17 protein-coding genes and 3 pseudogenes are annotated in these 23071 nt (G+C 66.0%); 10 read left to right on the top strand and 10 right to left on the bottom strand.

Features of this window, described 5'->3' with window-relative positions:
- Window positions 1-306: 306 nt before the first annotated feature.
- From FDW81_RS15665 to FDW81_RS15655, 3 genes are all read left to right on the top strand, one after another.
- Window positions 307-594 carry an HU family DNA-binding protein gene (locus FDW81_RS15665; RefSeq protein ID WP_009358243.1) on the top strand — a complete coding sequence of 96 codons (288 nt, stop codon included), beginning with the start codon at window positions 307-309 and terminating at the stop codon, window positions 592-594.
- Window positions 595-717: 123 nt separating this feature from the next.
- Window positions 718-2892, top strand: a complete 2175-nt coding sequence (locus FDW81_RS15660; RefSeq protein WP_138135140.1) for a cytochrome c oxidase assembly protein — start codon at window positions 718-720, stop codon at window positions 2890-2892.
- Complete coding sequence (locus tag FDW81_RS15655) at window positions 2892-4865, top strand: NHL domain-containing thioredoxin family protein (RefSeq protein ID WP_138135139.1); 1974 nt, start codon at window positions 2892-2894, stop codon at window positions 4863-4865. Before FDW81_RS15660 ends, FDW81_RS15655 begins: the two co-directional genes overlap by 1 nt.
- A gap of 107 nt (window positions 4866-4972) precedes the next feature.
- Here the strand turns inward: FDW81_RS15655 and FDW81_RS15650 are convergent, their stop codons facing one another.
- Complete coding sequence (locus FDW81_RS15650; protein WP_171027244.1) at window positions 4973-5965, bottom strand: hypothetical protein; 993 nt, start codon at window positions 5963-5965, stop codon at window positions 4973-4975.
- 167 nt (window positions 5966-6132) lie between these two features.
- Entirely contained in the window at window positions 6133-7824 is a 1692-nt protein-coding gene (locus tag FDW81_RS15645; RefSeq protein ID WP_138135138.1) for a helicase HerA-like domain-containing protein, read from the bottom strand.
- 215 nt (window positions 7825-8039) lie between these two features.
- Between FDW81_RS15645 and FDW81_RS18770 the strand changes: the two are divergent.
- From FDW81_RS18770 to FDW81_RS15630, 3 genes and pseudogenes are all read left to right on the top strand, one after another.
- Window positions 8040-8313: pseudogene (locus tag FDW81_RS18770) on the top strand (F420-dependent methylene-tetrahydromethanopterin reductase); the annotation flags it as partial.
- Window positions 8313-8441 (top strand): hypothetical protein, encoded by a 129-nt coding sequence (locus FDW81_RS18630; RefSeq protein WP_255467122.1) that lies wholly within the window; start codon window positions 8313-8315, stop codon window positions 8439-8441. The pseudogene FDW81_RS18770 and the gene FDW81_RS18630, both read left to right, overlap by 1 nt.
- Before the next feature lie 172 nt (window positions 8442-8613).
- Window positions 8614-8829, top strand: a complete 216-nt coding sequence (locus tag FDW81_RS15630; protein WP_138135137.1) for a hypothetical protein — start codon at window positions 8614-8616, stop codon at window positions 8827-8829.
- A gap of 78 nt (window positions 8830-8907) precedes the next feature.
- On the opposite strand, the pseudogene FDW81_RS15625 reads toward FDW81_RS15630, so the two are convergent.
- Window positions 8908-9356: pseudogene (locus FDW81_RS15625) on the bottom strand (ABC transporter substrate-binding protein); the annotation flags it as partial.
- Between the two features lie 2 nt (window positions 9357-9358).
- Window positions 9359-9580 (bottom strand): annotated as a pseudogene (locus FDW81_RS15620) (aldo/keto reductase); the annotation flags it as partial.
- Window positions 9581-9750: 170 nt separating this feature from the next.
- Between FDW81_RS15620 and FDW81_RS15615 the strand changes: the two are divergent.
- Both FDW81_RS15615 and FDW81_RS15610 read left to right on the top strand, forming a co-directional pair.
- Window positions 9751-10740 carry an LLM class flavin-dependent oxidoreductase gene (locus FDW81_RS15615; protein ID WP_138135136.1) on the top strand — a complete coding sequence of 330 codons (990 nt, stop codon included), beginning with the start codon at window positions 9751-9753 and terminating at the stop codon, window positions 10738-10740.
- 80 nt (window positions 10741-10820) lie between these two features.
- Window positions 10821-12290, top strand: coding sequence for an MFS transporter (locus FDW81_RS15610; RefSeq protein ID WP_240720331.1), 1470 nt, complete (start codon window positions 10821-10823; stop codon window positions 12288-12290).
- 42 nt (window positions 12291-12332) lie between these two features.
- Here the strand turns inward: FDW81_RS15610 and FDW81_RS15605 are convergent, their stop codons facing one another.
- From FDW81_RS15605 to FDW81_RS15590, 4 genes are all read right to left on the bottom strand, one after another.
- Window positions 12333-13487 carry an FAD-dependent oxidoreductase gene (locus FDW81_RS15605; RefSeq protein ID WP_138135134.1) on the bottom strand — a complete coding sequence of 385 codons (1155 nt, stop codon included), beginning with the start codon at window positions 13485-13487 and terminating at the stop codon, window positions 12333-12335.
- Window positions 13488-13507: 20 nt separating this feature from the next.
- Window positions 13508-14434: an AEC family transporter gene (locus tag FDW81_RS15600; protein ID WP_138135133.1), complete on the bottom strand. Its 927-nt coding sequence runs from the start codon at window positions 14432-14434 to the stop codon at window positions 13508-13510.
- A 66-nt stretch (window positions 14435-14500) separates the two neighbouring features.
- Complete coding sequence (gene panD / locus FDW81_RS15595) at window positions 14501-14926, bottom strand: aspartate 1-decarboxylase (RefSeq protein ID WP_171027243.1); 426 nt, start codon at window positions 14924-14926, stop codon at window positions 14501-14503.
- A 146-nt stretch (window positions 14927-15072) separates the two neighbouring features.
- On the bottom strand, window positions 15073-15996 hold the full coding sequence (locus FDW81_RS15590) for a LysR substrate-binding domain-containing protein (protein ID WP_138135131.1): 924 nt from the start codon (window positions 15994-15996) through the stop codon (window positions 15073-15075).
- A 153-nt stretch (window positions 15997-16149) separates the two neighbouring features.
- Here FDW81_RS15590 and FDW81_RS15585 point away from each other — a divergent pair, with 153 nt between their 5' ends.
- The gene (locus tag FDW81_RS15585) at window positions 16150-17613 is read left to right on the top strand and encodes an amino acid permease (protein ID WP_138135130.1); all 1464 of its coding nucleotides are present in this window, start codon (window positions 16150-16152) and stop codon (window positions 17611-17613) included.
- A gap of 398 nt (window positions 17614-18011) precedes the next feature.
- Window positions 18012-21518 carry a proline dehydrogenase family protein gene (locus FDW81_RS15580; RefSeq protein ID WP_138135129.1) on the top strand — a complete coding sequence of 1169 codons (3507 nt, stop codon included), beginning with the start codon at window positions 18012-18014 and terminating at the stop codon, window positions 21516-21518.
- 109 nt (window positions 21519-21627) lie between these two features.
- On the opposite strand, the gene FDW81_RS15575 is transcribed toward FDW81_RS15580, so the two are convergent.
- Window positions 21628-21945, bottom strand: a complete 318-nt coding sequence (locus tag FDW81_RS15575) for a hypothetical protein (protein WP_138135128.1) — start codon at window positions 21943-21945, stop codon at window positions 21628-21630.
- A gap of 158 nt (window positions 21946-22103) precedes the next feature.
- A complete protein-coding gene (locus FDW81_RS15570) occupies window positions 22104-22958 on the bottom strand; it encodes a LysR family transcriptional regulator (protein ID WP_138135127.1) in 855 nt (284 codons plus the stop codon).
- Between the last annotated feature and the right edge of the window lie 113 nt (window positions 22959-23071).

Raw genomic sequence — 23071 nt, 5'->3', positions numbered from 1 at the left:
CGGCGAAACCCCACCCCAACTGATAGAGCGTCCGGCGAAACCCCACACCAACTGATAGAGCGTCGGGGGGAAAGCGACATCAAGTGATAGGGCGTCCCGGAAAAGGCAGCATCAAGTGATAGAGCGTGTGCTGGGGACCGGATTTGGGGACGGGAAACCCGAATAACCCGGTGATTAAGCTCAAAAAATGGCGGAAACACGCGGAATTTGCGGACCGCAGGTGTCCAAGCTGGTAAGTTTTCGAACAGTGGCTTGTACGCACGCCGCGTGCAGGCTCCAGAATGATGACCGTCCAGGAGGACATAAATGGCTAAGAACCGTAGTGAACTTGTTGCAGAGGTAGCGGGCAAGGCCGGCACCAGCCAGGCAGCCGTCAACTCCGTCCTCGATGCACTGTTCGAGGTTTTCGAGACTTCTGTCGCCGCGGGCGAGAAGATCACCATCCCGGGCTGGCTCGCCGTCGAGCGCACCGACCGTGCAGCACGCACCGGCCGCAACCCGCAGACGGGGGAGACCATCCAGATCGCCGCAGGCCACAGCGTGAAGCTGACCGCCGGCTCCAAGCTGAAGGCTGCTGTCTCCAACAAGAAGTAAGCTTTTCCCCCGGCGCCGCCCTAGATCGACGCCGGGCGCGGACAAAGGAGCGGCAACCGCAGGGTTGCCGCTCCTTTTGCTTTGAGCCGATTCGCGGCGCGGGCAGGCGTAGCGGACAATGGAATGGTGTCTTCTGCCGCAACACCGCGTTCCACCCGGCCCCAGTCCGCTCCCGGCAAGGGAGAGCGGGGCAGCGGGGTGCCGGGTAAGGGCAACGGTGCCTTGGGAATCCCCCCGGCTTGGCAACTGGTGGGCCTCGCGGCACTGTTCCTGGGCCTCGCCGCGGCGCTGATCTTCTCGGGTGCCGCCGGCGCCCGTGCCGTCTCCGATCCTGGAGAACTGGTCCGCTGGGGCCTGCCCGTCAGCAAGGCTATCCACAATGTCTCGCTGGCAACGGTCATCGGCGGCCTGATCTTTGCCGTCGGTATCCTGCCGAAGAGCCTGTCCCCACGCAGCCGGGGCAGGGAAGCCGCCCGGGATGAGGGACCGGAGCATCCTGCCTTCGCCCGTGCCCTGGCCGTCGCCTCCGCTGCAGGTGCGGGGTGGACGCTGTCCGCCATCGCCGTCCTGGTCCTCACCTACTCGGACGTGGCCGGACAAGGCCTTTCCGGCGACCCCGAGTTCACCCAGGCGCTGGTCTTCTTCATGACTGACATCGACACCGGACGGGCGTGGCTCGCCGTCACGATCATTGCCGCAGTGGTCACCACTGCCCTGTTTGGCGTCAGGTCGCTCGGCGGACTCGCGCTGACCCTGATCCTTGCCTTCGCAGGGCTCGTGCCCACGGCGCTGATCGGCCACTCCTCAAGCTCCTCGGACCACGAGGGAGCCATCAACTCCTTGGGCCTGCACCTGGTAGGAGTAAGCACCTGGGTGGGCGGCATCATCATGCTCGCCCTGCTCTCGGGAATCCTCACGGGCCCCAAGGCCGCCGCCGCAACGGACATCACCGAGCCGACCCTGCGCCGGTTCTCCTCCCTTGCCGGCTTCGCCTTCGTGCTGGTCTTCGCATCGGGCATCATCAACGCCAGCATCCGGATCACCAACTGGGGCGATCTCTTTGGATCGCCCTACGGCCAGCTGATCCTGGCGAAGTCCGCGGCCACCCTGGTGCTGGGCGGCATCGGATTCATGCACCGGCAGTGGGTTATTCCGCAGCTGGGCCGCACGGGCTCCACCATGTCCTCACGCCGGGTTTTGTGGCAGTTGGTCCTGGCGGAATTCCTGGTCATGGGGGCAACGTCCGGCATCGCAGTCGCTCTGGGCCGCTCCGCACCGCCTGAGCCCACCACCTATGCCCCTGATGCCTCCCCGGCGTTCATCCTTACCGGGTACGAGCTTCCCCCGGAACTGACGCCTGAAAGGTGGCTTACCGAGTGGCGCCTGGACTGGATCTGGATCGCCGTGGCGCTGTTCGGGCTTGTCTTCTACTTCCTGGGCGTGGCAAAGGTCCACCAGCGCGGTGACAAGTGGCAGTGGTTCCGCTCAGCGAACTGGGTCATCGGCCTGCTGGTGCTTACCTACATCACGTCCGGCCCGCCGTCGGTCTACGGCCGTGTGCTGTTTTCGGCACACATGGTGGACCACATGGCACTGACCATGGTGGCACCCATCTTCCTGGTCCTCGGGGCGCCGGTAACCCTCGCCCTCCGGGCACTGCCTGCCCGCCGGGACGGTTCCCGCGGAGTGCGGGAATGGCTGCTGGTGTTCGTCCAATCGAAGTTCTCGCAACTGGTGACCCACCCGCTGTTCGCTGCTGCGAACTTCGCCGGCTCCATTGTCCTCTTCTACTACTCTGACCTGTTCGGCTTTGCCATGCGCGAGCACGTTGGCCACGAGCTGATGATTGTGCATTTCCTGCTCACCGGGTACATCTTCGTCCTGAGCATGATCGGCACGGATCCCCTGCCGAGGCGGGCGCCGTACCCCATGCGGCTCCTGCTGCTCCTGGCCACCATGGGCTTCCACGCCTTCTTCGGCGTCGCCATCATGGGTGGGAGCAACCTCCTCGCTGCCGACTATTTCGGCAACCTGGGACGGGACTGGGGACAATCCGCGCTGGAAGACCAGCAAACAGGCGGCGCGGTGGCCTGGGGCATCGGTGAAGTGCCCACCCTCCTGGTGGCGATCGGCGTCGCCATCATGTGGTCCCGTTCCGACCAGCGGGAAACAAAACGGGTGGACCGCGCAGCTGACAGGAATAACGACGCCGATCTCACCGCTTACAACGATATGTTTGCCAAATTGGCCGAACGCGACGCCAGGCTGGCTGAACGAAACAAGCTGGAAGGACGCTGATGAGCGAAACCGTACGTACCCACCACCGGGTCCGAGCCTCCGAACTGGTGGGCCGTAACTGGTTGAACACCGGCGGCAAAACCCTGGACCTTGAGGCGCTGCGCGGCAAGATCGTGCTGCTCGACTTCTGGACCTTCTGCTGCATCAACTGCCTGCACGTCCTGGACGAACTGCGGCCGCTCGAGGAACAGTATTCGGACGTCCTGGTCACCGTGGGCGTCCATTCGCCCAAGTTCGAGCATGAAGCCGACCCGGTGGCGCTCGCCGCGGCCGTGGAGCGCTACGAGATCCACCACCCCGTGCTGGACGATCCCGAGCTGGAGACCTGGAAGGCGTACACCGCGCGTGCCTGGCCCACCCTGGTGGTCATTGATCCCGAGGGCTACATCGTTGCGCACCTCTCCGGCGAAGGCCACGCAGACGGGCTGGCCGTGCTGATCTCCGAGCTCGTTGCCCAGCACGAGGCCAAGGGCACCCTGCACCGCGGTTCCGGTCCGTACGTCGCGCCTGAACCCACCTCGGGCACCCTGCGCTTCCCAGGCAAGGCGCTCTTCCTCCCGCCCGGGCGGGGTTTCAGTGCTCCGGACGCCCGCGGCTCCTGGCTGGTGACCGACACGGGCCACCACCGGCTGGTGGAACTGGGCACAGACTTCCATACTGTCCTGGGCACGTTCGGCTCGGGCACCAAGGGCTACGGGGACGGCCCTGCAGCCGGTGACTCTGCCGTGGCCCAATTCAACGAGCCCCAAGGTCTGGTCCTCCTGCCGGAAGACGTGGCATCCAGGGCAGGTTACGACGTCGTCATTGCCGACTCCGTCAACCACCGGCTCCGCGGCCTTTCCCTCGCAGACGGCAAAGCCTCCACGCTTGCCGGCAGCGGTGTCCAGCGGCTGCTGGAGGCGGGACCAGCCCGCGTGGATGAGGACGCGGTGGGCTTCACGGGGGAACTTGGCGGCCATCCGCTGGACGTCGCACTGAGCTCGCCGTGGGACCTTGTCTGGTCCCGCAAGCTGAACGCCGTGGTGATCGCCATGGCCGGAACGCATCAGATCTTCAGCTTTGATCCCCTCACCGGTGCCGTGGCCATCATCGCAGGCAACGGACTGGAGGGCCTGCTCGACGGCGCCCCGCACGAAGCGTGGTTCGCCCAGCCTTCCGGCCTGGCAGAGGACGCTGAGGGCAGCATCTGGGTGGCAGACTCGGAGACGTCGGCCCTCCGCAAGCTCGTTGTTGACGACGACGGCGCCATCACCGTTGAATCCGCCATCGGCAAGGGCCTGTTCGACTTCGGCTTCCGGGACGGCCCGGCCGCAGAGGCCCGCCTGCAGCACCCGCTGGGAGTGACGGTACTGCCGGACGGTTCTGTGGCGATCGCCGATACCTACAACGGCGCCGTGCGCCGCTACGATCCCACCTCCGGCACGGTGTCCACGCTGGCGCGCGGCCTCCTGGAACCGTCCGACGTGATCGTGGACCACACGCAGTCGGCCGGTTCCGAGCCGCTGCTGGTGGTGGTTGAGGCGAACCAGCACCAGCTGGTGTACGTGCCCATTCCCAAGGAAGCCCAGCAGGTGGATGAAGGTGCGGTCCAGACCCACCGGCCCAAGAGCCCCGTGGCCCCCGGCCCGCTGGAACTGACCGTGCGCTTCACCGCCCCCACCGGGCAGAAACTGGACGACCGCTGGGGCGATCCCACTCAGCTGAAGATCTCGTCCACGCCTCCTGAGCTGCTGGTCTCCGGCGGTGGGACTTCGGTGGGGCTGCTCCGGACGCTGGAGCTGTCGTCCGAGGTGCCGGAGGGCGTTCTGCACATCACGGCCCGGGCTGCGGCCTGCGACGGCCCGGAAACTGAAGACGGCGAGATTCCGGACCACGCTGCCTGCCACCTCTACCAGCAGGACTGGGGCATCCCCGTGGTGCTGCAGGGTGATGGCGACACTGAGCTGGTGCTGGACCTGCGCGGCATGGACTGACGCGACCCTTGTTGTCCAGCTGGCCCGGTTTACAGCCCCGTGCGGGTTGAAACCGGGCCAGTTCTGCACCTGCTGCCTCGAGAACCGGGCCAGTGTGGAGCGAAAGCCTAGAAACTCAGCACCGGCGTGACTTTGACCGTGTCCCCGGAAACGTCCAGCCGGGTGGTGAAGCTGAAGTCCACCTCTTCGTTGAGGGGGTACCAGGCGCCGGTGAACAGGTTTTGCTGGAGGGCTTCCACCTTGGCCTTGCCGTCCAGGGGGGCCACCACCCAGCGTCCGTCAAAGGGCTCGATGGACACGTTGGGGTACTCGGTGACGGTCCACCTGATGCTGCCGTCCTGAACCCTGTTGTTGCTGGCGTAGTAGAAGGGACAGTCGGGCTGGAGCCGCTGTTCCTTGACTGCAACAGCGGCGCAGTTGTCCAGGAACTCCTTCACCTTGGCCCCCACGTCCTTTTTCAGGTTGTCCGTGGCCTGGGTAAGGAGGTTGAGCGGCGCAACGGGTACGTCCCGCGCGGTGACAGTGGCCCGGGTGGGGGCGGCCGAGAAGTACTGTCCGTTGACGGTGGCCTCGTACTCGCCGGGGTAGAACACCGCAAAGGAGTTCCGGCCGTTCGGCATGTTCACGGGTACGCCGTTGACGGTGGCTTCGCTGGCGTTGACCACGGTGATGTCCAACGTGGGCAGGCGGGAGGGGACGAAGGCCCAGGTGTTGAAGAAAATCCACTCGGTTCCGGTCTTCTGGAGCAGGAACTCGGTGCGGAGCCGGCTGCCGGCAATGGTGTACTCCATGGGCACCATGACCTGATTGTTGGCGCGTTCCTCCGCTTCGCCGATCTCCAGGTTCCCAAAACGGGCAGTGGCAGTCTGCAGGGCTGTCCCGTCGAGCATGGCGGCGTTGCTGGGCGGGACGGTTGCACGCAGGAGCCCCAGTGCTTTCCCGCCGTCGCCGCTTTGCAGCGCGTCCAGGTATTCGCGGACGGGCTGCTGCGGACTGGCCACCGTGTTGTTGACCAGGTTCACCGCAACCACGGCGCCGGCGACGGCAAGCATGAGTCCCAGCAGCCATCCGGCCGCGATCCTCACCAACGCTTGACTCATCTGCACGTTCCTTACAGTACTAACGTTGGGATGGATCGCCCTAAAGTTGGGTGGCCTGCGGGCAGGCTGAACGGACATGGAAAGACGCGACGGCGGCGCCTCAGTCAGACCTGTGGCCAGGACGGGCGGCGGCAAGAGCCAGCTTCGGCAACAGGAGCCCGGCGGAATCAGCGGCGGCGCCGGCGGGACGAGGTGCCGAACACCCCGCGCATCAGCTCCCGTCCGAGCTGGGTGCCGATGGACCTGGCCATGCTCTTCAGGCCGCCACCGAGCGCGCCGCCCAGCACTCCGCCGAAATCAGCCATGGGATCGTCGGCCGAGGAGCGTGACGGGCGGGACTCCCCGGCCCGGGTCCGCCGCCGCTCGTCTGGCCCGGCAGCAGGCCTGCTGCTCGGCCGGCCCAGGATCTCCTTTTCGATCCGGCGGGCCTCCTCATCGATGTCGGGGGTCTCCCCAGCGGCGGGAACGGGCGGTTTATGGGTCACCGCCGGCCCGGTGGAGGCGGACGGCTTCCCGGAAAGCTTCTCGTAGGCGGAGGGATTATCTATGGCGGTTCCGTACTTCGGCAGCAGGGCGGAGGCGGCCACGGTGCTCCTGACCACGGTTTGGTCGCTGGGGCCCATAACCGATTCCGGTGCCCTCAGCCGGGTGTGCGCCACAGGTGTAGGGGCGCCCTTCTCGTTCAGGACGGTGACCACAGCTTCACCGATTCCCGCAGAGGTCAGGGTTTCTCCAAGGTCGTAGTCGCTGAGGGGGAAGGTGGACACCGTTGCCTTGAGTGCCTTGGCATCCTCTGGCGTGAAGGCGCGGAGGGCGTGCTGCACCCGGTTCGCCAGCTGGCCCAGGACCTCGGCGGGGACGTCTTTGGGCGTCTGCGTGACGAAGAAAATGCCCACGCCTTTGGACCGGATCAACCGGACCGTGGTGGTGATGGCTTCAAGGAAGGCGTCGGAGGCGCCATTGAACAGCAGGTGCGCCTCGTCCAGGAAGAACACCAGCTTGGGCTTGTCCAGGTCGCCGGCCTCGGGCAGGTCCTCGAAGAGGTCAGCGAGCAGCCACATCAGGAAGGTGGAGAACAGCATGGGCTTGGTCTGCAGGGTGGGCAGCTCCAGGCAGGTGATGACGCCGCGGCCATCAGGTGCGGTGCGGAGCAGCTCGGCGGTATCAAACTCCGGTTCACCAAAGAACTTCTCCAGTCCCTGCGCCTCCAAGCTGACAAGCTCGCGCAGGATGACCCCGGCGGTGGCCTTCGACAGTCCGCCCAGTTCCTCCAGGGCGTGTTTCCCTTCGGCCGAGGTGAGGAAGTGGATCACCGCCCGGAGGTCCTTGAGGTCTACGAGTTCCAGGCCATTCTTGTCAGCGAAATAGAACACCAGCTGCAGGCTGGATTCCTGCGTGTCGTTGAGCTCCATGATCCGCGAGAGCAGGAGGGGGCCAAATGACGATACCGTTGCCCGCACGGGCACCCCGTTGCCGTCGCCGCCCAGCGCCAGGAACTCCACCGGAAACGCCTTCCCCTGCCAAGGCTGCCCAATACTTTCGGTGCGGGCCGCCAGCTTTTCATTGCCGGCGGCGGCGGTGGCCAGCCCGGAAAGGTCGCCCTTGATGTCGGCCAGGAACACCGGCACCCCGGAGGCGGAGAGCTGTTCGGCCATCATGTGCAGCGTGACCGTCTTGCCAGTGCCCGTGGCGCCGGCCACCAGCCCGTGCCGGTTCATCATGGCCAGCGGCAGCCGCACGGGCGCGTCCTTGCGGAGTTCGCCGTCGATGATGGCAGCCCCCAGCTCGATGGTGGCGCCCTCCAGGGTGTAGCCCTTCTGGATGGTGGCAAGCTTTTCTGCTGTGGTTTTCCCGGCCATCCCGCCAGCTTAGCGGCGCCCGCTCCGGGAACCGAGGTACCCGGCGCCTCAGTTTCTCGAACCGCCGTAAGCTCCTTGGTGAACGCCAGGATGCCCAGCGTCTCCGGCTCGGCCTCGACGTCGAACTGCCGCTGGTAGCCGGTGGTGAGGTAGAGGTGTTTGGTCTCCGGCTGGTGCGGACCGGTGCAGACCATGCTCGCGGCCCTTGCGTCGGTACCTCGGAGACGCGCGGCAGCGGCTTCCATGGAGCGAAGGCCCGGCAGCTGGCCGACCAGTGGCGGGCGGAGGCCAAGGACAAGGGCCTCGGTCCATCCGGCGGTTCGTCACGTCCCGCACGGCCCGTGTGGACGAGACGTTCACGGGTTCCACCTTGTTGCCGGAGCTGCAGGAACGCGGCGTCTACCCCACGGAGTACAGGGGCACCACGCTGCGCGAGAACCTGGGCTGGAGACGCCGGTGCGCACAGCGGCCGAGGCGGTCCGGGCCTGATGCGTCCGGCTGGTTCGCGAAGGGACGACGACGGCGGCGAGGTGAGTGCCGTCGTCGACCCTTCCGTGGGGACTGCTTCCTTGGAGACGGTCAGGCTCCAGCTGACGGTGTGGGAGCAGCTGCTGTAGTAGTTCAAGGCATGGGCGGTCCGAGCACCTTAATGGAGGCTCAGTGGCCCGCGCTGCTGTTCCCGCTCTACCATTGACTAAGAGCTTGCATGGCTTGGCACAGGGCTCCCCCGGTTCAGCAGCAGGGCCGCTTTATTTCGGCGCTCGAGCTGCAAACCACCGGGAGTGAGACATGACCCGCCGCTACCACCGTTACCTCACCATTGAACAGGCGTCCAAAGCGCTGAACATCGACGTCAACCAAGTACTGGGAATGCTCAACAGCGGCGAGCTGCGAGGCTCTCCAGACCGGCCCGACAAGGCCCAACTGGTCAACTCCACCGATATTGAACTGGCCCGGCAGCGGCTTGAACACCTCCGCGGGCTGGACGGGGACGTACAGCAGTAGCAGTCCGCCGCCTGGACACCAGGCAGCAAGGTCCCTGCCGGGCTGCTTCCCGGCAGGGACCTTTCGTCGGCAGACCGCTTACTTTTTGGGCAGGCCTGCCGGGTTCAGCTCGGACTTATGGATTGCCTCCGATGACAGGCCCCAGCGGTCCAGGATCTTGGCGTAGTGCCGTTGTCGATCAGCGCAGCCTGGGCAGCGACGGCCAGGCCGTTGTCCTTCTTGGTGGTGAACGCGATCTCAGCGGTGCGCGGCCAGCCGCCGTTGAGGGTGCCCACAGCTTTGACCTGGCGTCCTGCGCTGCCTTGTAGGCGGCAGCGGCGTGGGCCCGAACGTCAGGTCCGCACGGCCGGACTGAAGGGCCAGCCAAGAGGCACGGCCTCGTACTTGGCCGACTCAACGCCCAGCAGCCAGTCCGCCCACGCCACCGGAAGCACCTCTATCTCCAGCCCCAGCGTCTCGCCCACGGCGTACGCAATGTCCACCTCGTTGCCGATCAGGGTCTTGTTGTCCGCCGCGAACAGGGTCAACTGTACGGATGCAATGCCTCGGCCAAGATCTCCTCGCTGATGTTGGGGCCGTAGGAATAAGCGGTGTCGATGAAGTCGACGCCGAGTTCAACGGCGCGGGGCATCACGTCCACGGCGGCGCGGTCCGCGGGCGCGCCCCAGACCCCCTCGCCGACGATGCGCATGGCGCCGAAGCCGAGCCGGTGGACGGCTCCCAGGTCCTTCAGGTCGATGATTTCGGACAGTTCCAGCTGGTTCGTTGCCTCTAGCTCACAGGGGCGGCAACATCATCAGCCTGCTGAGTTTTGCGCAGATCACAGAAATAAGCCGGGCGCCGCCGTCGTTATGCCCTTCGTGCGCGCCGTGACCCGGCGAAGCAAAACTACGCAACTTTTTTGAAAGGCCGGCACTAGACGTGACTCTTCCGCTTTCCATACTTGACCTGGCAACCATCGGCAAAGGCCAGACGGCGGCGGAGAGCTTCGCGGGCAGCGTGGCCATGGCGCAGAGCGCGGAAAAGCTGGGGTACCGGCGCGTCTGGTACGCCGAGCACCACAACATGTCCTCCATTGCCTCCTCGGCCACCAGCGTCCTGATTGCCCACGTTGCCGCGCACACCGAGAGCATCCGGCTCGGGGCCGGCGGCGTCATGCTGCCCAACCACTCCCCGCTCACCATCGCCGAACAGTTCGGGACACTGGAAACGCTGCACCCGGGCCGGATCGACCTCGGCCTGGGCCGCGCCCCCGGCAGCGACCAGAACACAATGCGCGCGTTGCGCCGCGACCCGATGTCCGCGGACAGCTTCCCCCAGGACGTCCTGGAACTGCAGGGCTACCTCACCGGGCCCACCCGCATCCATGGTGTTGAGGCAACTCCGGGCAAGGGCACCAACGTGCCGCTGTACATCCTGGGCTCGTCCCTGTTTGGAGCCCGGCTTGCCGCCCAGCTTGGGCTGCCGTACGCCTTTGCCTCGCACTTTGCCCCGAACGCCCTGCAGGATGCGGTGGCCCTCTACCGCCGCGAGTTCAAGCCTTCCGCGCAGCTGGATGCGCCGCATGTGATCGCGGGGGTCAACGTCATTGCCGCCGATTCCGCCTCTCAGGCCCAGGCCATGCTGCGTGCGACCATGCGCGCCCGGGTGTCCCTGTTCTTCGGCGGCGGCCGCGAGTTCACCGACGACGAAGCAGACATGATCCTCGATTCCCCCCAAGGCCAGCACGTCTCGCAGATGATGACCTACTCCGCAGTGGGGACGCCCGACGTCGTGCTCGATTACCTGGACGGCTTTGGCAAGCACGCCGACGCCGACGAACTCATTGTGGCGCACCAAAGCCCCGGCACGGAGGAGCGGCTCCGCTCCGTCGAAATGCTGGCCGAGGCGGCCGGATTGGCCCGGGTGTGAGCGGCCGCAACCAGGCTGCAACGGCCAAAGCAGCGGGCGTAGGATTCCGCTCCGACCGCGGGCCCATCCTGATCGCCCTGATGCTGGCCACCGGGCTGGTGGCCATCGACTCCACCATCGTGGCCACTGCCGTTCCGTCCATCGTCCGGGACGTGGGCGGATTCGAGTCCTTCCCGTGGCTCTTTTCGGCCTACCTGCTGGCACAGGCCGTCTCGGTGCCCATCTACGGCAAGCTCTCCGACATGATGGGCCGCAAGCCCATCATCCTGGCCGGCATCGGGCTGTTCCTGCTCGGGTCCATCCTCTGCGGCATCGCCTGGAGCATGCCGGCCCTGATTGCGTTCCGCGCCCTGCAGGGAATAGGGGCGGGCGCAGTGCTGCCGGTCTCCATCACCATCGCCGGCGACATCTATTCGCTTGAGGAGCGCGCCAAAGTCCAGGGCTACCTGGCCAGCGTATGGGCGGCGTCCTCCGTGGTGGGCCCCAGCCTGGGCGGCATCTTTGCCTCCCTGGGTTTCTGGCGCGGCATTTTCCTGGTCAACATCCCCTTGTGCCTGCTGGCCGGGTGGATGCTGGTCCGCACCCTGCACGAGAACGTGGACCGGGCGAAGCACCGCGTGGACTACGCCGGCGCGGGCCTGCTGGCGGTCTCCCTCGGCCTGCTGATCCTCGGCGCGCTCCAGGGCGGCCAGGCCTGGGACTGGGACTCGCCCGTCAGTATCGCGGTTTTCGCGGTGGGCGCGGTGCTCCTGGCACTGTTCCTGCTGGTGGAGCGGCGGGCGGCCGAACCGATCCTGCCGTCCTGGGTCATATCCCGGCGACTCCTCGGCACCACTGCCCTGGTGTCCTTCGGTGTCGGGGCGGTGATGATCGGGCTGACGTCCTACGTGCCCACCTTCCTGGAGGGTGCACTGGCCACGTCCCCCCTGGTTGCCGGGCTGGCCCTGGCGGCACTGACCCTCGGCTGGCCCATCAGCGCCTCACAGGCCGGCCGCTTCTACCTGCGGATTGGATTCAAGTCCACCGCCCTGATCGGCATTTCCGTCACCGTGGCGGGGCTGCTGGTGCTGACCCTCACGTCAGCGGCGCCCAACGTGGCGCTGGTCGCCCTCGGCTGCTTCGTCGTCGGACTCGGCCTGGGCCTGGTGGCAACCCCCACCCTGATCGCTGCCCAGTCCAGCGTCCCGTGGCACGAGCGCGGCGTGGTGACCAGCACCAACATGTTCGCCCGCTCCATCGGCAGCGCCCTGGGGGTGGCCGTGTTCGGGGCGGTGGCCAACGCAATCTACTCCGGCACGCGGGGAGGCGACAGCAACGGGCCGGCCGTGGTGGCCGCGTCCGGCGCCGTCTTCCTCGCCGCCGCGGTTGCGGGCCTGCTCACCGTTGCGGCGGTGCTGGCCATGCCCGCCGTCCGCGCTGGTGGCACGGGATCCGGGGAGGACGGCGGCGGAAGGGACGACGGTGGCAGCGCCCTCGACGGCGGCAGCGCGGACGACGGCGGTGCAGACGGGAAGCCCGTCCTCACCGAAGTGGAGGAAAGACCGCGCTAAGGGCGCCTCGCCGACTGACCGGGTCGCTAACGGCGTGTGCAGCTAGCGACCCGCGCGGAAAATCTGTGGCGCCGGGCGGGTGCCCGTTGCCAGGTCCGCGAGCATCCGGCCGATCACGGGCGTGAACTTGAAGCCGTGGCCGGAGAATCCTGCGCCGATGACCACAGGCCCGATCCGGTCAAGGATGAAGTCCTCATCCGGAGTGGTGGTGTACGTGCAGCTGACCGCTTCGAAGGCGTCCGGGTCCACTCCGGGAAGCCAGGTGCGGGCGTAATCCTGCAGGGCGGCGAGCTGCACCGGCTCCGGCAGGAAGGAACGCAGGTCCGGGTCTGTCACCGGACCCACCCCGTGCCACCCGGCCTTGATCCCCTCGCCGGGCGTGTGCATCCCGTAGACAGGCGAGTACCAGTTCCGGTATTTGGCACCAGCGCCAGGGTAGTGGTTGAAGCCGGGCCAGACCGCGCCGTCGTCTGCGATCCGGAAATGCGCCGGCTGCTCCTGGGTGACGCGAAGCTGTGGAATCCGCAGCTTCGCGTCACCGGCGCCCTCGAGCGCCCCGCCCTTGAAAGCACCGCCCAGCAGCTTCTCCGTCCAGCCGCCGGCGGTCACTACTGCCTGGGCTGCAGTCACCACCTCGGTACCGGCAGCGGACTCGAAAACCAGCCGGACGCCGTCGTCCACCTGGAAATCCACCACTTTCGTGTGGTGCCTGATGTCGGCTCCGCGGGCGGCGGCGAGCCGCTGGAATGCCGGCAGGGCAGCGTCCGGGTTGAGCTGGCCGCCGTCGGGCATGTGCAGGACCTGCTGGTCGAAGCGGATCCCGCGCCAGCGCTCGCCGGCCTCGGCAGGGGAGAGGAACTCGGTGCGGATGCCGGCCTCGTTCAAGGCAGCGGCGACCGCGGCGAACCGCGGCTCCGGTCCATGATTGACCACGCCCGTACGTGCCAGCAACTGTTCGCCGCTTTCCTGCTCCAGCTCGTCCCACAGGGCAAGTCCCTCGGCGAGCATGGCCACGTATTCCGGCTGGTGGTAACCCGGGTTCAGGTTGCGCGTGGTGCCGTGGGAGGCTCCCATTTTATGACCCGGCCCGAACTGCTCCACCAGCGTCACTTGCCGGCCGCGGCGGGACAAAGCCCACGCGGCAGCCGAGCCCATGGCTCCGCCGCCGATCACCACGGTGTCCAGAACAGTATTCATCAGCCCTCCAGAAGCTGTGGTCAGGTCAGCAGCAGCGCCACGCCGATCATCGCCGGCACGGCCACCACAGTGGTAATCAGCACGGTGTCCTTGGCTACGGTGAGGCCGGTTTTGTAGCGGCTCGCGGCCACAAAGACATTTTGCGCCGTGGGCAGGGCAGCGGTCACCACGACGGCAAACAGGATATGGCCTTCCAGTCCCAGCGCGAACCGGGCAAAAACATACGCAAGCGCCGGCTGGACCGCCAGTTTGAACCCACTGGCCAGCAGGGCGTCCAAACGGCGGGCCTCCGAAGCCTGCAGCGGGCGGCTGCCGTTCAGGCTCATCCCAAAAGCGATCAGCATGGCCGGAATCGCTGCACCGCCGATCAAATGGATGGGCTCCATGATCAGTTCCGGCACCTTGAAACCCGTGCCGGCCACCAGCAGCCCCAGGGCCGAACCGACAATCATCGGGTTCCGCAGGATCATTACAATGAAGTTCAGCGGCGTGGTGCGGTGCTTGCTGGTGCTTGAATCCAGGATCATCAGGAACAGCGGCGTGAAGAAGGCAAGCTGGAAGATCAGCAGCGGCGCCACATAGCTGGCATCGCCCAGAACATAGACCGCAACCGGGATGCCCAGGTTGGCCGAGTTGACCAGCGACGCCGCCATGGAGGACATCAGCGCTTCCGGCAGCGACCGCTTAAGCCAGACCTTGGCGATGACAAAGAAAATAGCGGCGGTGGCGACGGCGGACACGGCCGCCACCAGCAGGGGAGCTGCGAAAACCTCGGCGAGGCGGGCCTTGCTGAGGGTTTCGAACAACAGGGCGGGACTGGCCACGAAGAAGGTGAGGGAGCTCAGGACCTGGCGGGCGTTGGCGCCCAAAATGTTCTGCCGGCCCACGAACCAGCCCACCAGGATGATGCACCACACCACGAAGAAGCCCGCGAGTACCCCTAGCAAGGTGTGGCTTCCAGGAAGTGATCCCGCAGGGCACGGCGGGGCGGGGGAGCGGGGCTCACGCTCCGGTTACAGTGCGGCGTTGTTAAGCGCGAAAGGGGGGCGCAGCAAACCGGGCGTGAGGCCCTCGGCGGGGTCGTTGCCGAGCTGGACCACCCTGTTGTTCTCGTCCACGTGGACCACCTTTGGCTCGTAGGCCTTCGCTTCGTCGGTGGTCATCTGCGCGTAGGTGATCAGAATGACAATGTCGTTTTCCTGCATCAGGTGCGCCGCCGCGCCGTTGATGCCGATGACGCCGGAACCGCGCTCGCCGGCGATCGTGTACGTCTCCAGGCGGGCCCCGTTGGTCACGTCCACAATGGAGACGAGTTCGCCGGGCAGAATGTCGGCCGCCTCGAGCAGGTCCAGGTCAACGGTGACCGAGCCTACATAATGCAGATCAGCATGGGTGACGGTGGCCCGGTGGATTTTGGACTTGAACATTGTTCGATTCATAACGGCATCAGTCTAGCGCCGGGCGCGCACCGGCGCAGTGACGCACGGAACAGTCGCGCAGGGACGGTCCCGGCGCACTGAAGCAGGGAGTCGCCGCGCAGGGAGGACCGGAGCCACCTTCAGCAGCTAGGGCACGACGGCGGCCCTCATCCGCCGTCGTTATCCGCCGCCGCTGCCACCGCTTGCGCCGCGGCAGCGAGCGTTTCCCGGGCGGCCAGAATCGCCGGCCGCTTGGCACTGGAGCGCCGGACCGACGTGAAGATGGTGCGGTGCGGCTTGCCGGGCAGGTCCAGCAGCTGGGCGGTGGTGCCGCGTCCCGTCCACACCAGGTCCGGCATCAGCGCCACGGCATTCCCCGACTCGATGAGCCTGATCTGCGCCTGCAGGTCCGCAGTCTCAAAGCGCACGTCCGGTTCGAAACCTGCGCTCCGGCAGGCCTGCTCGGCCCAATGCCTTGACGCCGCGCCGCGTGGCTCCATCACCCAGGCAAGGTGCGCAGTGTCCTCGATGGAGCGGATGGCCGGGCCGCCGTCGGACTGCGGTGGAACGGCCAGCCGTATCGCATCGGTGGTCAGCCTGATCCGGTCCAGCTCCGGGTACCGCGGCGCGGCGTGGCCCGGGTACTGCTCGGCGATGACAAGGTCGAAGTCACGTGCCCAGGTTTCGTGAAGCGCTGTTTCCGGCTCGCGCTGGATCATCTCGATCCGGACCTCGGGGTACTCGCGGGCCATACGGGTCAGGGTTTCGGGCATGAGCGCCAGCGCCGCCGACTGGAAAACGGCGATCCGCACAGTGCCCGTCACGGTGGTCAGCGATGCCGCCAGGTCCGCCTCGGCCTGCTCCATGGTCTGGAGCAGCTGTGCGGTGTGCGCCACCAGAACCTCCGCCTGAGGGGTCAGCTGCACCCGCCGGCCCGTCTTCCGGAGCAGCTCCACGCCCACTTCCTTCTCCAGCAGTGCCAGTTGCTGGGAGACCGACGACGGGCTGTATTGGAGGGCGTCCGCCACCTCTGCGAGCGTTCCCCGGATGCTTAATTCCCGGAGCAGGCGCAGCCTGCGCACGTCGAGCATGGGGAATTCCTAACTGAAACTAACGAATATAGGTTAGAAGTAGTCACTTTATCTAACGCAACCCCGCTTGCATACTGTTGGGACCGAGTTACCCCCGTCACAAGCGATTCTTCGCGCGCCGTGACGGGGTCGCACCCCAAGCAGGAGTTCCTGATGAGCACTAGAGATATGACCCAGTCGATCATGCGGCGCAAGCCCATAGACGACATTGAAGAAGAGAATAAGCACAGCGGCCTCTTCAAGTCACTCGGGCTGTGGCAGCTGACCGCAATCGGCGTTGGCGGCATTATCGGCGTCGGCATTTTCTCCCTGGCCGGCCTGGTGGCTGCCGGAAGCGAAGGAACACCCGGGGTGGGGCCCGCGGTGCTGATTTCCTTCCTGATCGCAGGCCTCGCCTCCGCGGCGGCCGCACTGTCCTACGCCGAATTCGCGGGCATGATCCCGCGCGCCGGCTCGGCGTACACCTACGGTTATGTGGCGCTCGGCGAAATCGTTGGCTGGTTCATCGGCTGGGACCTGCTGCTCGAGTACATTGCCATCGTGGCCGTGGTGGCCATCGGCATCTCGGGCTACTTCGACGCGTTCCTGTCCGGCATCGGCATCAACATGCCGGCCTGGATGACCTCGACGCCGGATGAGGGCAAGGGCGGCATCGTCAACATCCCCGCCATCCTGGTCTGCCTGCTGGTCACCTGGATCCTGTCCCGCGGCACTAAGGCCTTTGGCCGGTTCGAACTCGTGGCCGTGGCCATCAAGGTCCTCCTGATCCTCTTCATCATCGGGTTGGGCGTCTTCTACATCGACACCAACAACTACAACCCGTTCATGCCCAGCGGCTTTGGCCCCGTCCTCGCCGGTGCGGCCACCGTCTTCTTCGCGGTCTTCGGCTATGACGCCATGAGCACCGCTGCCGAGGAAGCCACAGACGGCAAGAAACACATGCCCAAGGCCATCGTGCTGTCCCTGATCATCGCCATGCTGCTCTACGTGGCCGCCACTCTGGTGCTGACCGGCATGCAGAACTACAAGGACATCGATCCCACGGCCGGCTTCGCCTCGGCCTTCACGGGGGTTGGCCTGCCCGTGATCGCCACAATCATTTCGGTGTTCGCTGTGCTGTCCATCCTCACCGTGATGCTGACGTTCCTCCTGGGCGTAACCCGCGTATGGTTCGCCATGAGCCGCGATGGTCTTCTGCCGGGCTGGTTCGCCAAGACGGACCGCCACGGCACCCCGCAGCGCGTCACGTGGATTGCGGGCGTCGGCTCCGCGTTCCTGGCCGGCGTTTTCCCGATCAAGGAAGTGGCTGACCTGACGAATATCGGCATCCTGGCCGCGTTCGTCGTCGTCTGCGTTTCCGTGATCATCTTCCGCTACAAGCGCCCGGACGCACCGCGCACTTTCCGCCTGCCGCTGATGCCGTTTATCCCCGCCTTCGGCGTCCTGGCATCCGCGTTCCTGATGTTCCAGCTGCACTGGGAGACGTGGGCGCGCTTCGGGGTGTGGCTGGTCATGGGCCTGGCGATCTACTTCTTCTACGGCAAGAAGCACTCGCTGATGAACCCCGACAGCCCGAGGCACGAGGAGCTCGTGGAGATGCACCGCCCCCTCCGCTGACCCCGCCGCACGCCCCATCACCTGCGGGGCACTTTCCCCGGACGCCCCGTCACCTGCGGGGCACTTTCCCCGGACGCCCCATCAGCTGCCGCACCAAACCGATGAACCCTCTTCCACCACGCGTGGGGGAGGGTTCATTCGTTTCTTATTGAGGTGCACAAGCAGCCCCGGATTTCACGCGGGAGGTGGTGGGGCGTTGGGGATTAGATGCAGGGAGTGATGGGGCGTCGGGGTTGAGATGGGCCCGTGCAGGGAAGGTGGCAGGGGAGGCGCGGACGGTAAGAAAGATTTGGTTTTTCTAACCTGTATTACTTAGAAAAGATCGCTTTATCTTATGTGAGTGGAAGCTCATACTGGTGGAAAGACCTTCTCGAAAACAAGAAAGTACGGGAAAAACCATGACCCACGTAGCAATGGAACCGGCAGTTGGCACCGGTACCGTTCAGCAGGCTGTCGACGTCGACGTCCCCCAGGCCAAAGCCCTGGCCAATGAAGCAGTGGCACTGGTCCGCCACTGGCTGACCGAGGCCTCGAAGGTCCCCGTGGACGCCTCCGCCGAGCAGTTGGCCGGCGTGCTGAAGGACCCCAACGGGCTCGAATTCACCGTCGGCTTTGTGGACGGCGTGGTCCGTCCGGAGGACCTGCACGTCGCCGCACGGAACCTGGCAGCACTCGCACCCAAGGTCCCTGCCTTCCTCCCGTGGTACATGCGGCGTGCAGTGCAGGTCGGCGGCGCCATGGCCCCGGTGCTCCCGCAGGTCGTTATCCCGATTGCCCGCAAGGTCCTGCGCGAAATGGTGGGCCACCTGATCGTGGACGCCACCGACGCCAAGCTGGGCCCCGCCATCGCCAAGATCAGGAAGGACGGAATCAAGCTCAACGTCAACCTCCTCGGCGAGGCTGTCCTTGGTGAGCACGAAGCCTCCCGCCGGCTCGAGGGCACCCACACGCTCCTTGCCCGCCCGGACGTGGACTACGTCTCCATCAAGGTGTCCTCCACCGTCGCCCCGCACTCCGCCTGGGCTTTTGACGAAGCCGTGGAACATGTTGTCGAAAAGCTCACCCCGCTGTTCCAGCGCGCCGCCTCCTTCGCACGCGACGGCGGCAAGGCCAAGTTCATCAACCTGGACATGGAGGAGTACAAGGACCTGGACATGACCATCGCGGTCTTCACCCGGATCCTTGACAAGCCCGAGTTCAAGAACCTGGAAGCGGGCATCGTGCTCCAGGCCTACCTCCCGGACGCCCTCTCCGCGATGATCCGGCTGCAGGACTGGGCCGCGGAGCGGCGCGCCAATGGCGGCGCCGGCATCAAGGTCCGCGTGGTCAAGGGCGCCAACCTGCCCATGGAGCAGGTTGAATCCTCCCTGCACGACTGGCCGCTGGCCACCTGGGGCACCAAGCAGGACTCCGACACCAGCTACAAGAGCGTCATCAACTACTCCCTGCATCCGGAACGGATCAAGAACATCCGGATCGGCGTCGCTGGCCACAACCTGTTCGACATCGCCTTCGCCTGGCTCCTGGCCAAGCAGCGCGGCGTGGAATCCGGCGTCGAGTTCGAAATGCTGCTGGGCATGGCGCAGGGCCAGGCCGAGGCCGTCAAGAAGGACGTCGGTTCGCTGCTGCTCTACACCCCCGTGGTGCACCCGTCCGAGTTCGACGTCGCCATCGCCTATCTGATCCGCCGCCTCGAAGAGGGCGCCAGCCAGGACAACTTCATGTCCGCCGTGTTCGAACTGAGCGAGAACGAGGTCCTGTTCGAGCGCGAGAAGCAGCGCTTCCTCGCCTCCCTCGCCGCGCTGGACAACAGCGTCCCGCAGGCCAACCGCCAGCAGAACCGCAGCCTGCCGCCGGTCCCGATGCCGCATGACCACTTCGAAAACACCCCGGACACCGATCCGTCCCTGCCTGCCAACCGCGACTGGGGCCGGGCCATTCTGGAGCGCGTCCCGTCTTCCACTTTGGGCAACGCCTCCGTCGCAGCTGCCTTCATCAACGACGAGGCGATGCTCAACAAGGCGATCGAGACCGCCGTTGAAAAGGGCAAGGCCTGGGGCGAACTCTCCGGCGACGAACGCGCCGAGATTCTGCACCGCGCCGGCGACGTCCTGGAGGCCCGCCGCGCTGACCTGCTCGAGGTCATGGCCAGCGAGACCGGCAAGACCATCGACCAGGGCGACCCCGAGGTCAGCGAGGCGGTTGACTTCGCGCACTACTACGCGGAATCCGCGCGCAAGCTGGACAGGGTCGACGGCGCGACGTTCATCCCTGCCAACCTCACCGTTGTCACCCCGCCATGGAACTTCCCGGTCGCCATCCCGGCAGGGTCCACCCTCGCGGCACTGGCCGCCGGCTCCGCCGTCGTCATCAAGCCCGCCAAGCAGGCCGCCCGCAGCGGTGCCGTAATGATCGAAGCCCTGTGGGAAGCCGGCGTGCCCCGCGACGTGCTCACCATGGTGCAGCTGGGCGAACGGGAACTCGGCAAGCAGCTGATCAGCCACCCGGCAGTGGACCGCGTGATCCTCACCGGCGGCTACGAGACCGCCGAGCTCTTCCGGTCCTTCCGCCAGGACTTGCCGCTGCTGGCCGAAACCAGCGGCAAGAACGCCATCATTGTCACCCCCAGCGCCGACCTGGACCTCGCGGCCAAGGACGTGGCCTACTCCGCGTTCGGCCATGCCGGCCAGAAGTGCTCCGCCGCTTCGCTGGTGATCCTGGTGGGCTCCGTTGCCAAGTCCAAGCGGTTCCACAACCAGCTGATAGACGCCGTCACCTCCCTGAAGGTGGGCTACCCGCAGGATCCCACCAGCCAAATGGGCCCCATCATCGAGCCCGCCAACGGCAAGCTGCTCAACGCCCTCACCACCCTGGGCGAGGGCGAGAACTGGGCCGTGCAGCCAAAGAAGTTGGACGGGACCGGCAAGCTCTGGAGCCCGGGCGTGCGCTACGGCGTCAAGCGCGGTTCCTACTTCCACCTGACCGAATTCTTCGGACCGGTCCTCGGCGTGATGACCGCGGAGACCCTTGAAGAGGCCGTCGCCATCCAGAACCAGATCGAGTACGGCCTCACCGCGGGCCTGCACTCCCTGAACTCCGAGGAGCTGGGCATCTGGCTGGACAGCATCCAGGCCGGCAACCTGTACGTCAACCGCGGCATCACCGGCGCCATCGTGCAGCGCCAGCCGTTCGGCGGCTGGAAGAAGTCCGCTGTCGGTGCCGGCACTAAGGCGGGCGGACCCAACTACCTGGCCGGCCTGGGTGATTGGGTCTCCTCCCGCAGCACTGCAAGTGCCGCCGTCACGCACCCTGGTGTCCGCCGGATCCTCAACGCCGCCGGCCCCGCACTCGAGCCCGCCGACCTTGAGTCCGTCCAACGCGCCCTGGCGTCCGACGCCGAGGCCTGGGCCGAGGAATTCGGCACCGCCAAGGACGTGTCCGGCCTCAGCGCGGAACGCAACATCTTCCGCTACCGCAGCCTGCCGGTCACCGTCCGCCTCTCGGAAGGTGCGCCGCTGGCGCACCTCGTCCGGACGGCAGCGGCCGGCGTGCTGGCCGGCTCGGAACTCACGGTGTCCACCGCCGTCGAACTTCCCGCCCAGCTGCGCTCCGTGCTCACCGCGCTGGACATTGAGGTGGCGGTGGAGTCCGACGCCGACTGGCTGGCTTCCGCAGGGCGCCGCGCCTCGGCGGGCAAGCTGTCCAACGGGCGCATCCGCCTGATTGGTGGGGATTCCGCTGAGCTGGCCAGGGCTACCGGCGGCTGCCCGGATATGGCGATTTACGCCCACCCGGTTACCGAAGCCGGACGCGTGGAGCTGCTGCCGTTCCTGCACGAACAGGCCGTCAGCATCACCGCCCACCGGTTCGGAACCCCCAACCACCTGTCCGATGCGCTGATCTAATCCAGTCCCCGGACACCACAGCAGAAGGCCGGGCCGTCACCTTTCGGTGAGGGCCCGGCCTTCTGTTGTCAGGGTCCACGCTGGCTGCGCGGAATGAGACCTGCGGAGATCAGCCGAGGTACCACCCCGGCGGCGTCCATGTAACCGGAACGCTGTGGGCCGAGAAATCCTCGCAGCGGGTGCAGGTATAGGCGACTTCGCCCAGGGCGGCTACCGACCCGTCACGCCGGTAGGTGGGGGGGATGTAGGACTCGAGGTAGACGAATTCGTCAGTCCGGCACCTGTCGCAAGTGGGTTTGCCGATGTATCCGGAATCGGTGGTGGCTATGCCTGCACCGAGCTTGGCGTTGCGGGTGCCAAGCGGCCGCGCGGTGGTGTGTGCGCGGGAATGGGCCGGGCTGTAGTGGGAATTCTTGGCTGTCGTCATTGGCTGCCTGTCCCGAGCTGGGGTCCTGGCATTCAGGAGCGCGCTCGTGTTGGTGAACGGCCAGCTGCTTGACCCTGGGAAAATCAGCATAAGTGATGCAACCTTCCGCAATCAATGGAAAACTGCTTGTCGCTGCACGCAACGGACTGATACCGGCGTTATGCTGGGCGGTTAATGGTCCGGCCCACAATGGACTGCGTCAGGGCATCAATGACTTCTGCGTTGGCCAGCGGATTGCGGATCAGGGTGAAGTCGACATCGCCCACCGCCGGCAGGTCAAAGCGCCGGGTGATGATCTTCAGGTCCTCGGGAACGAGCGACGACGGCATAACCGCTACGCCGATCCCCGCCCTGACTGCCGCGAGCACACCGCTGATCTGCCGCGTGGTGCAGGTGATTCGCCAGGTCCTGCCATGGGACTCAAGGGCATCAATGGCAAGCTTCCTGCTCAAGCTCGGTGACGGGTAGGCGATCAGCGGGACGGGAGCCCCCGGGTCCAGGGTGGTTTGCTCCAGCCCAACCCAGGAGAACGAGTCATGCTGGACCACCGTCCCGTCCTTTGCGCCGGCGACCCACTTCACGAAAACCAGGTCGAGCTGGCCTGCATCGAGCTTCCTGTACAGCTGGTCGCTCTGGCCTACCGTCAGCTCCAGGTTGATCTGCGGGTAGATCTGCCGAAATTCCCGCAGAATCCGGGGCAGACCCGTGATGGCCAAATCATCCGCCGTGCCGAACCGGAGCCTTCCGCGCATCGCAGACCCCGAAAAGTAGCGGGACGCAGAGTCGTGGGCGGCCAGGATGTTCCGGGCAAAACCGGCCATCGCGTCCCCGTTGTCGGTCAGCCGCACATCCCGGGTATCCCTGCTGACCAGGACCCTTTTGGCCGCCGCCTCCAGCTTGCGCACATGCTGGCTAACCGTTGGCTGCGCCAGACCAAGCCGTTCTGCCGCTTTGGTGAAACTGAGTGTTTCCGCAACGGCAAGGAAGGAGCGCAACTGGGTTGGTTCAAACATTGGGACTCCGGAGGCATCGGGACGGGCGCGGCGGCATTGCACTCTGCAATAGGAGTTATAGGGACGATACGTCTCCATAATTCGTGATGCCCAGCCTAGCGTTAAGGGCATTC

Origin of the sequence: Pseudarthrobacter sp. NamB4 (genome assembly GCF_005796185.1) — a bacterium.
Taxonomy (GTDB): domain Bacteria; phylum Actinomycetota; class Actinomycetes; order Actinomycetales; family Micrococcaceae; genus Arthrobacter.
This window is presented reverse-complemented; position numbering and strand designations above follow the sequence as displayed.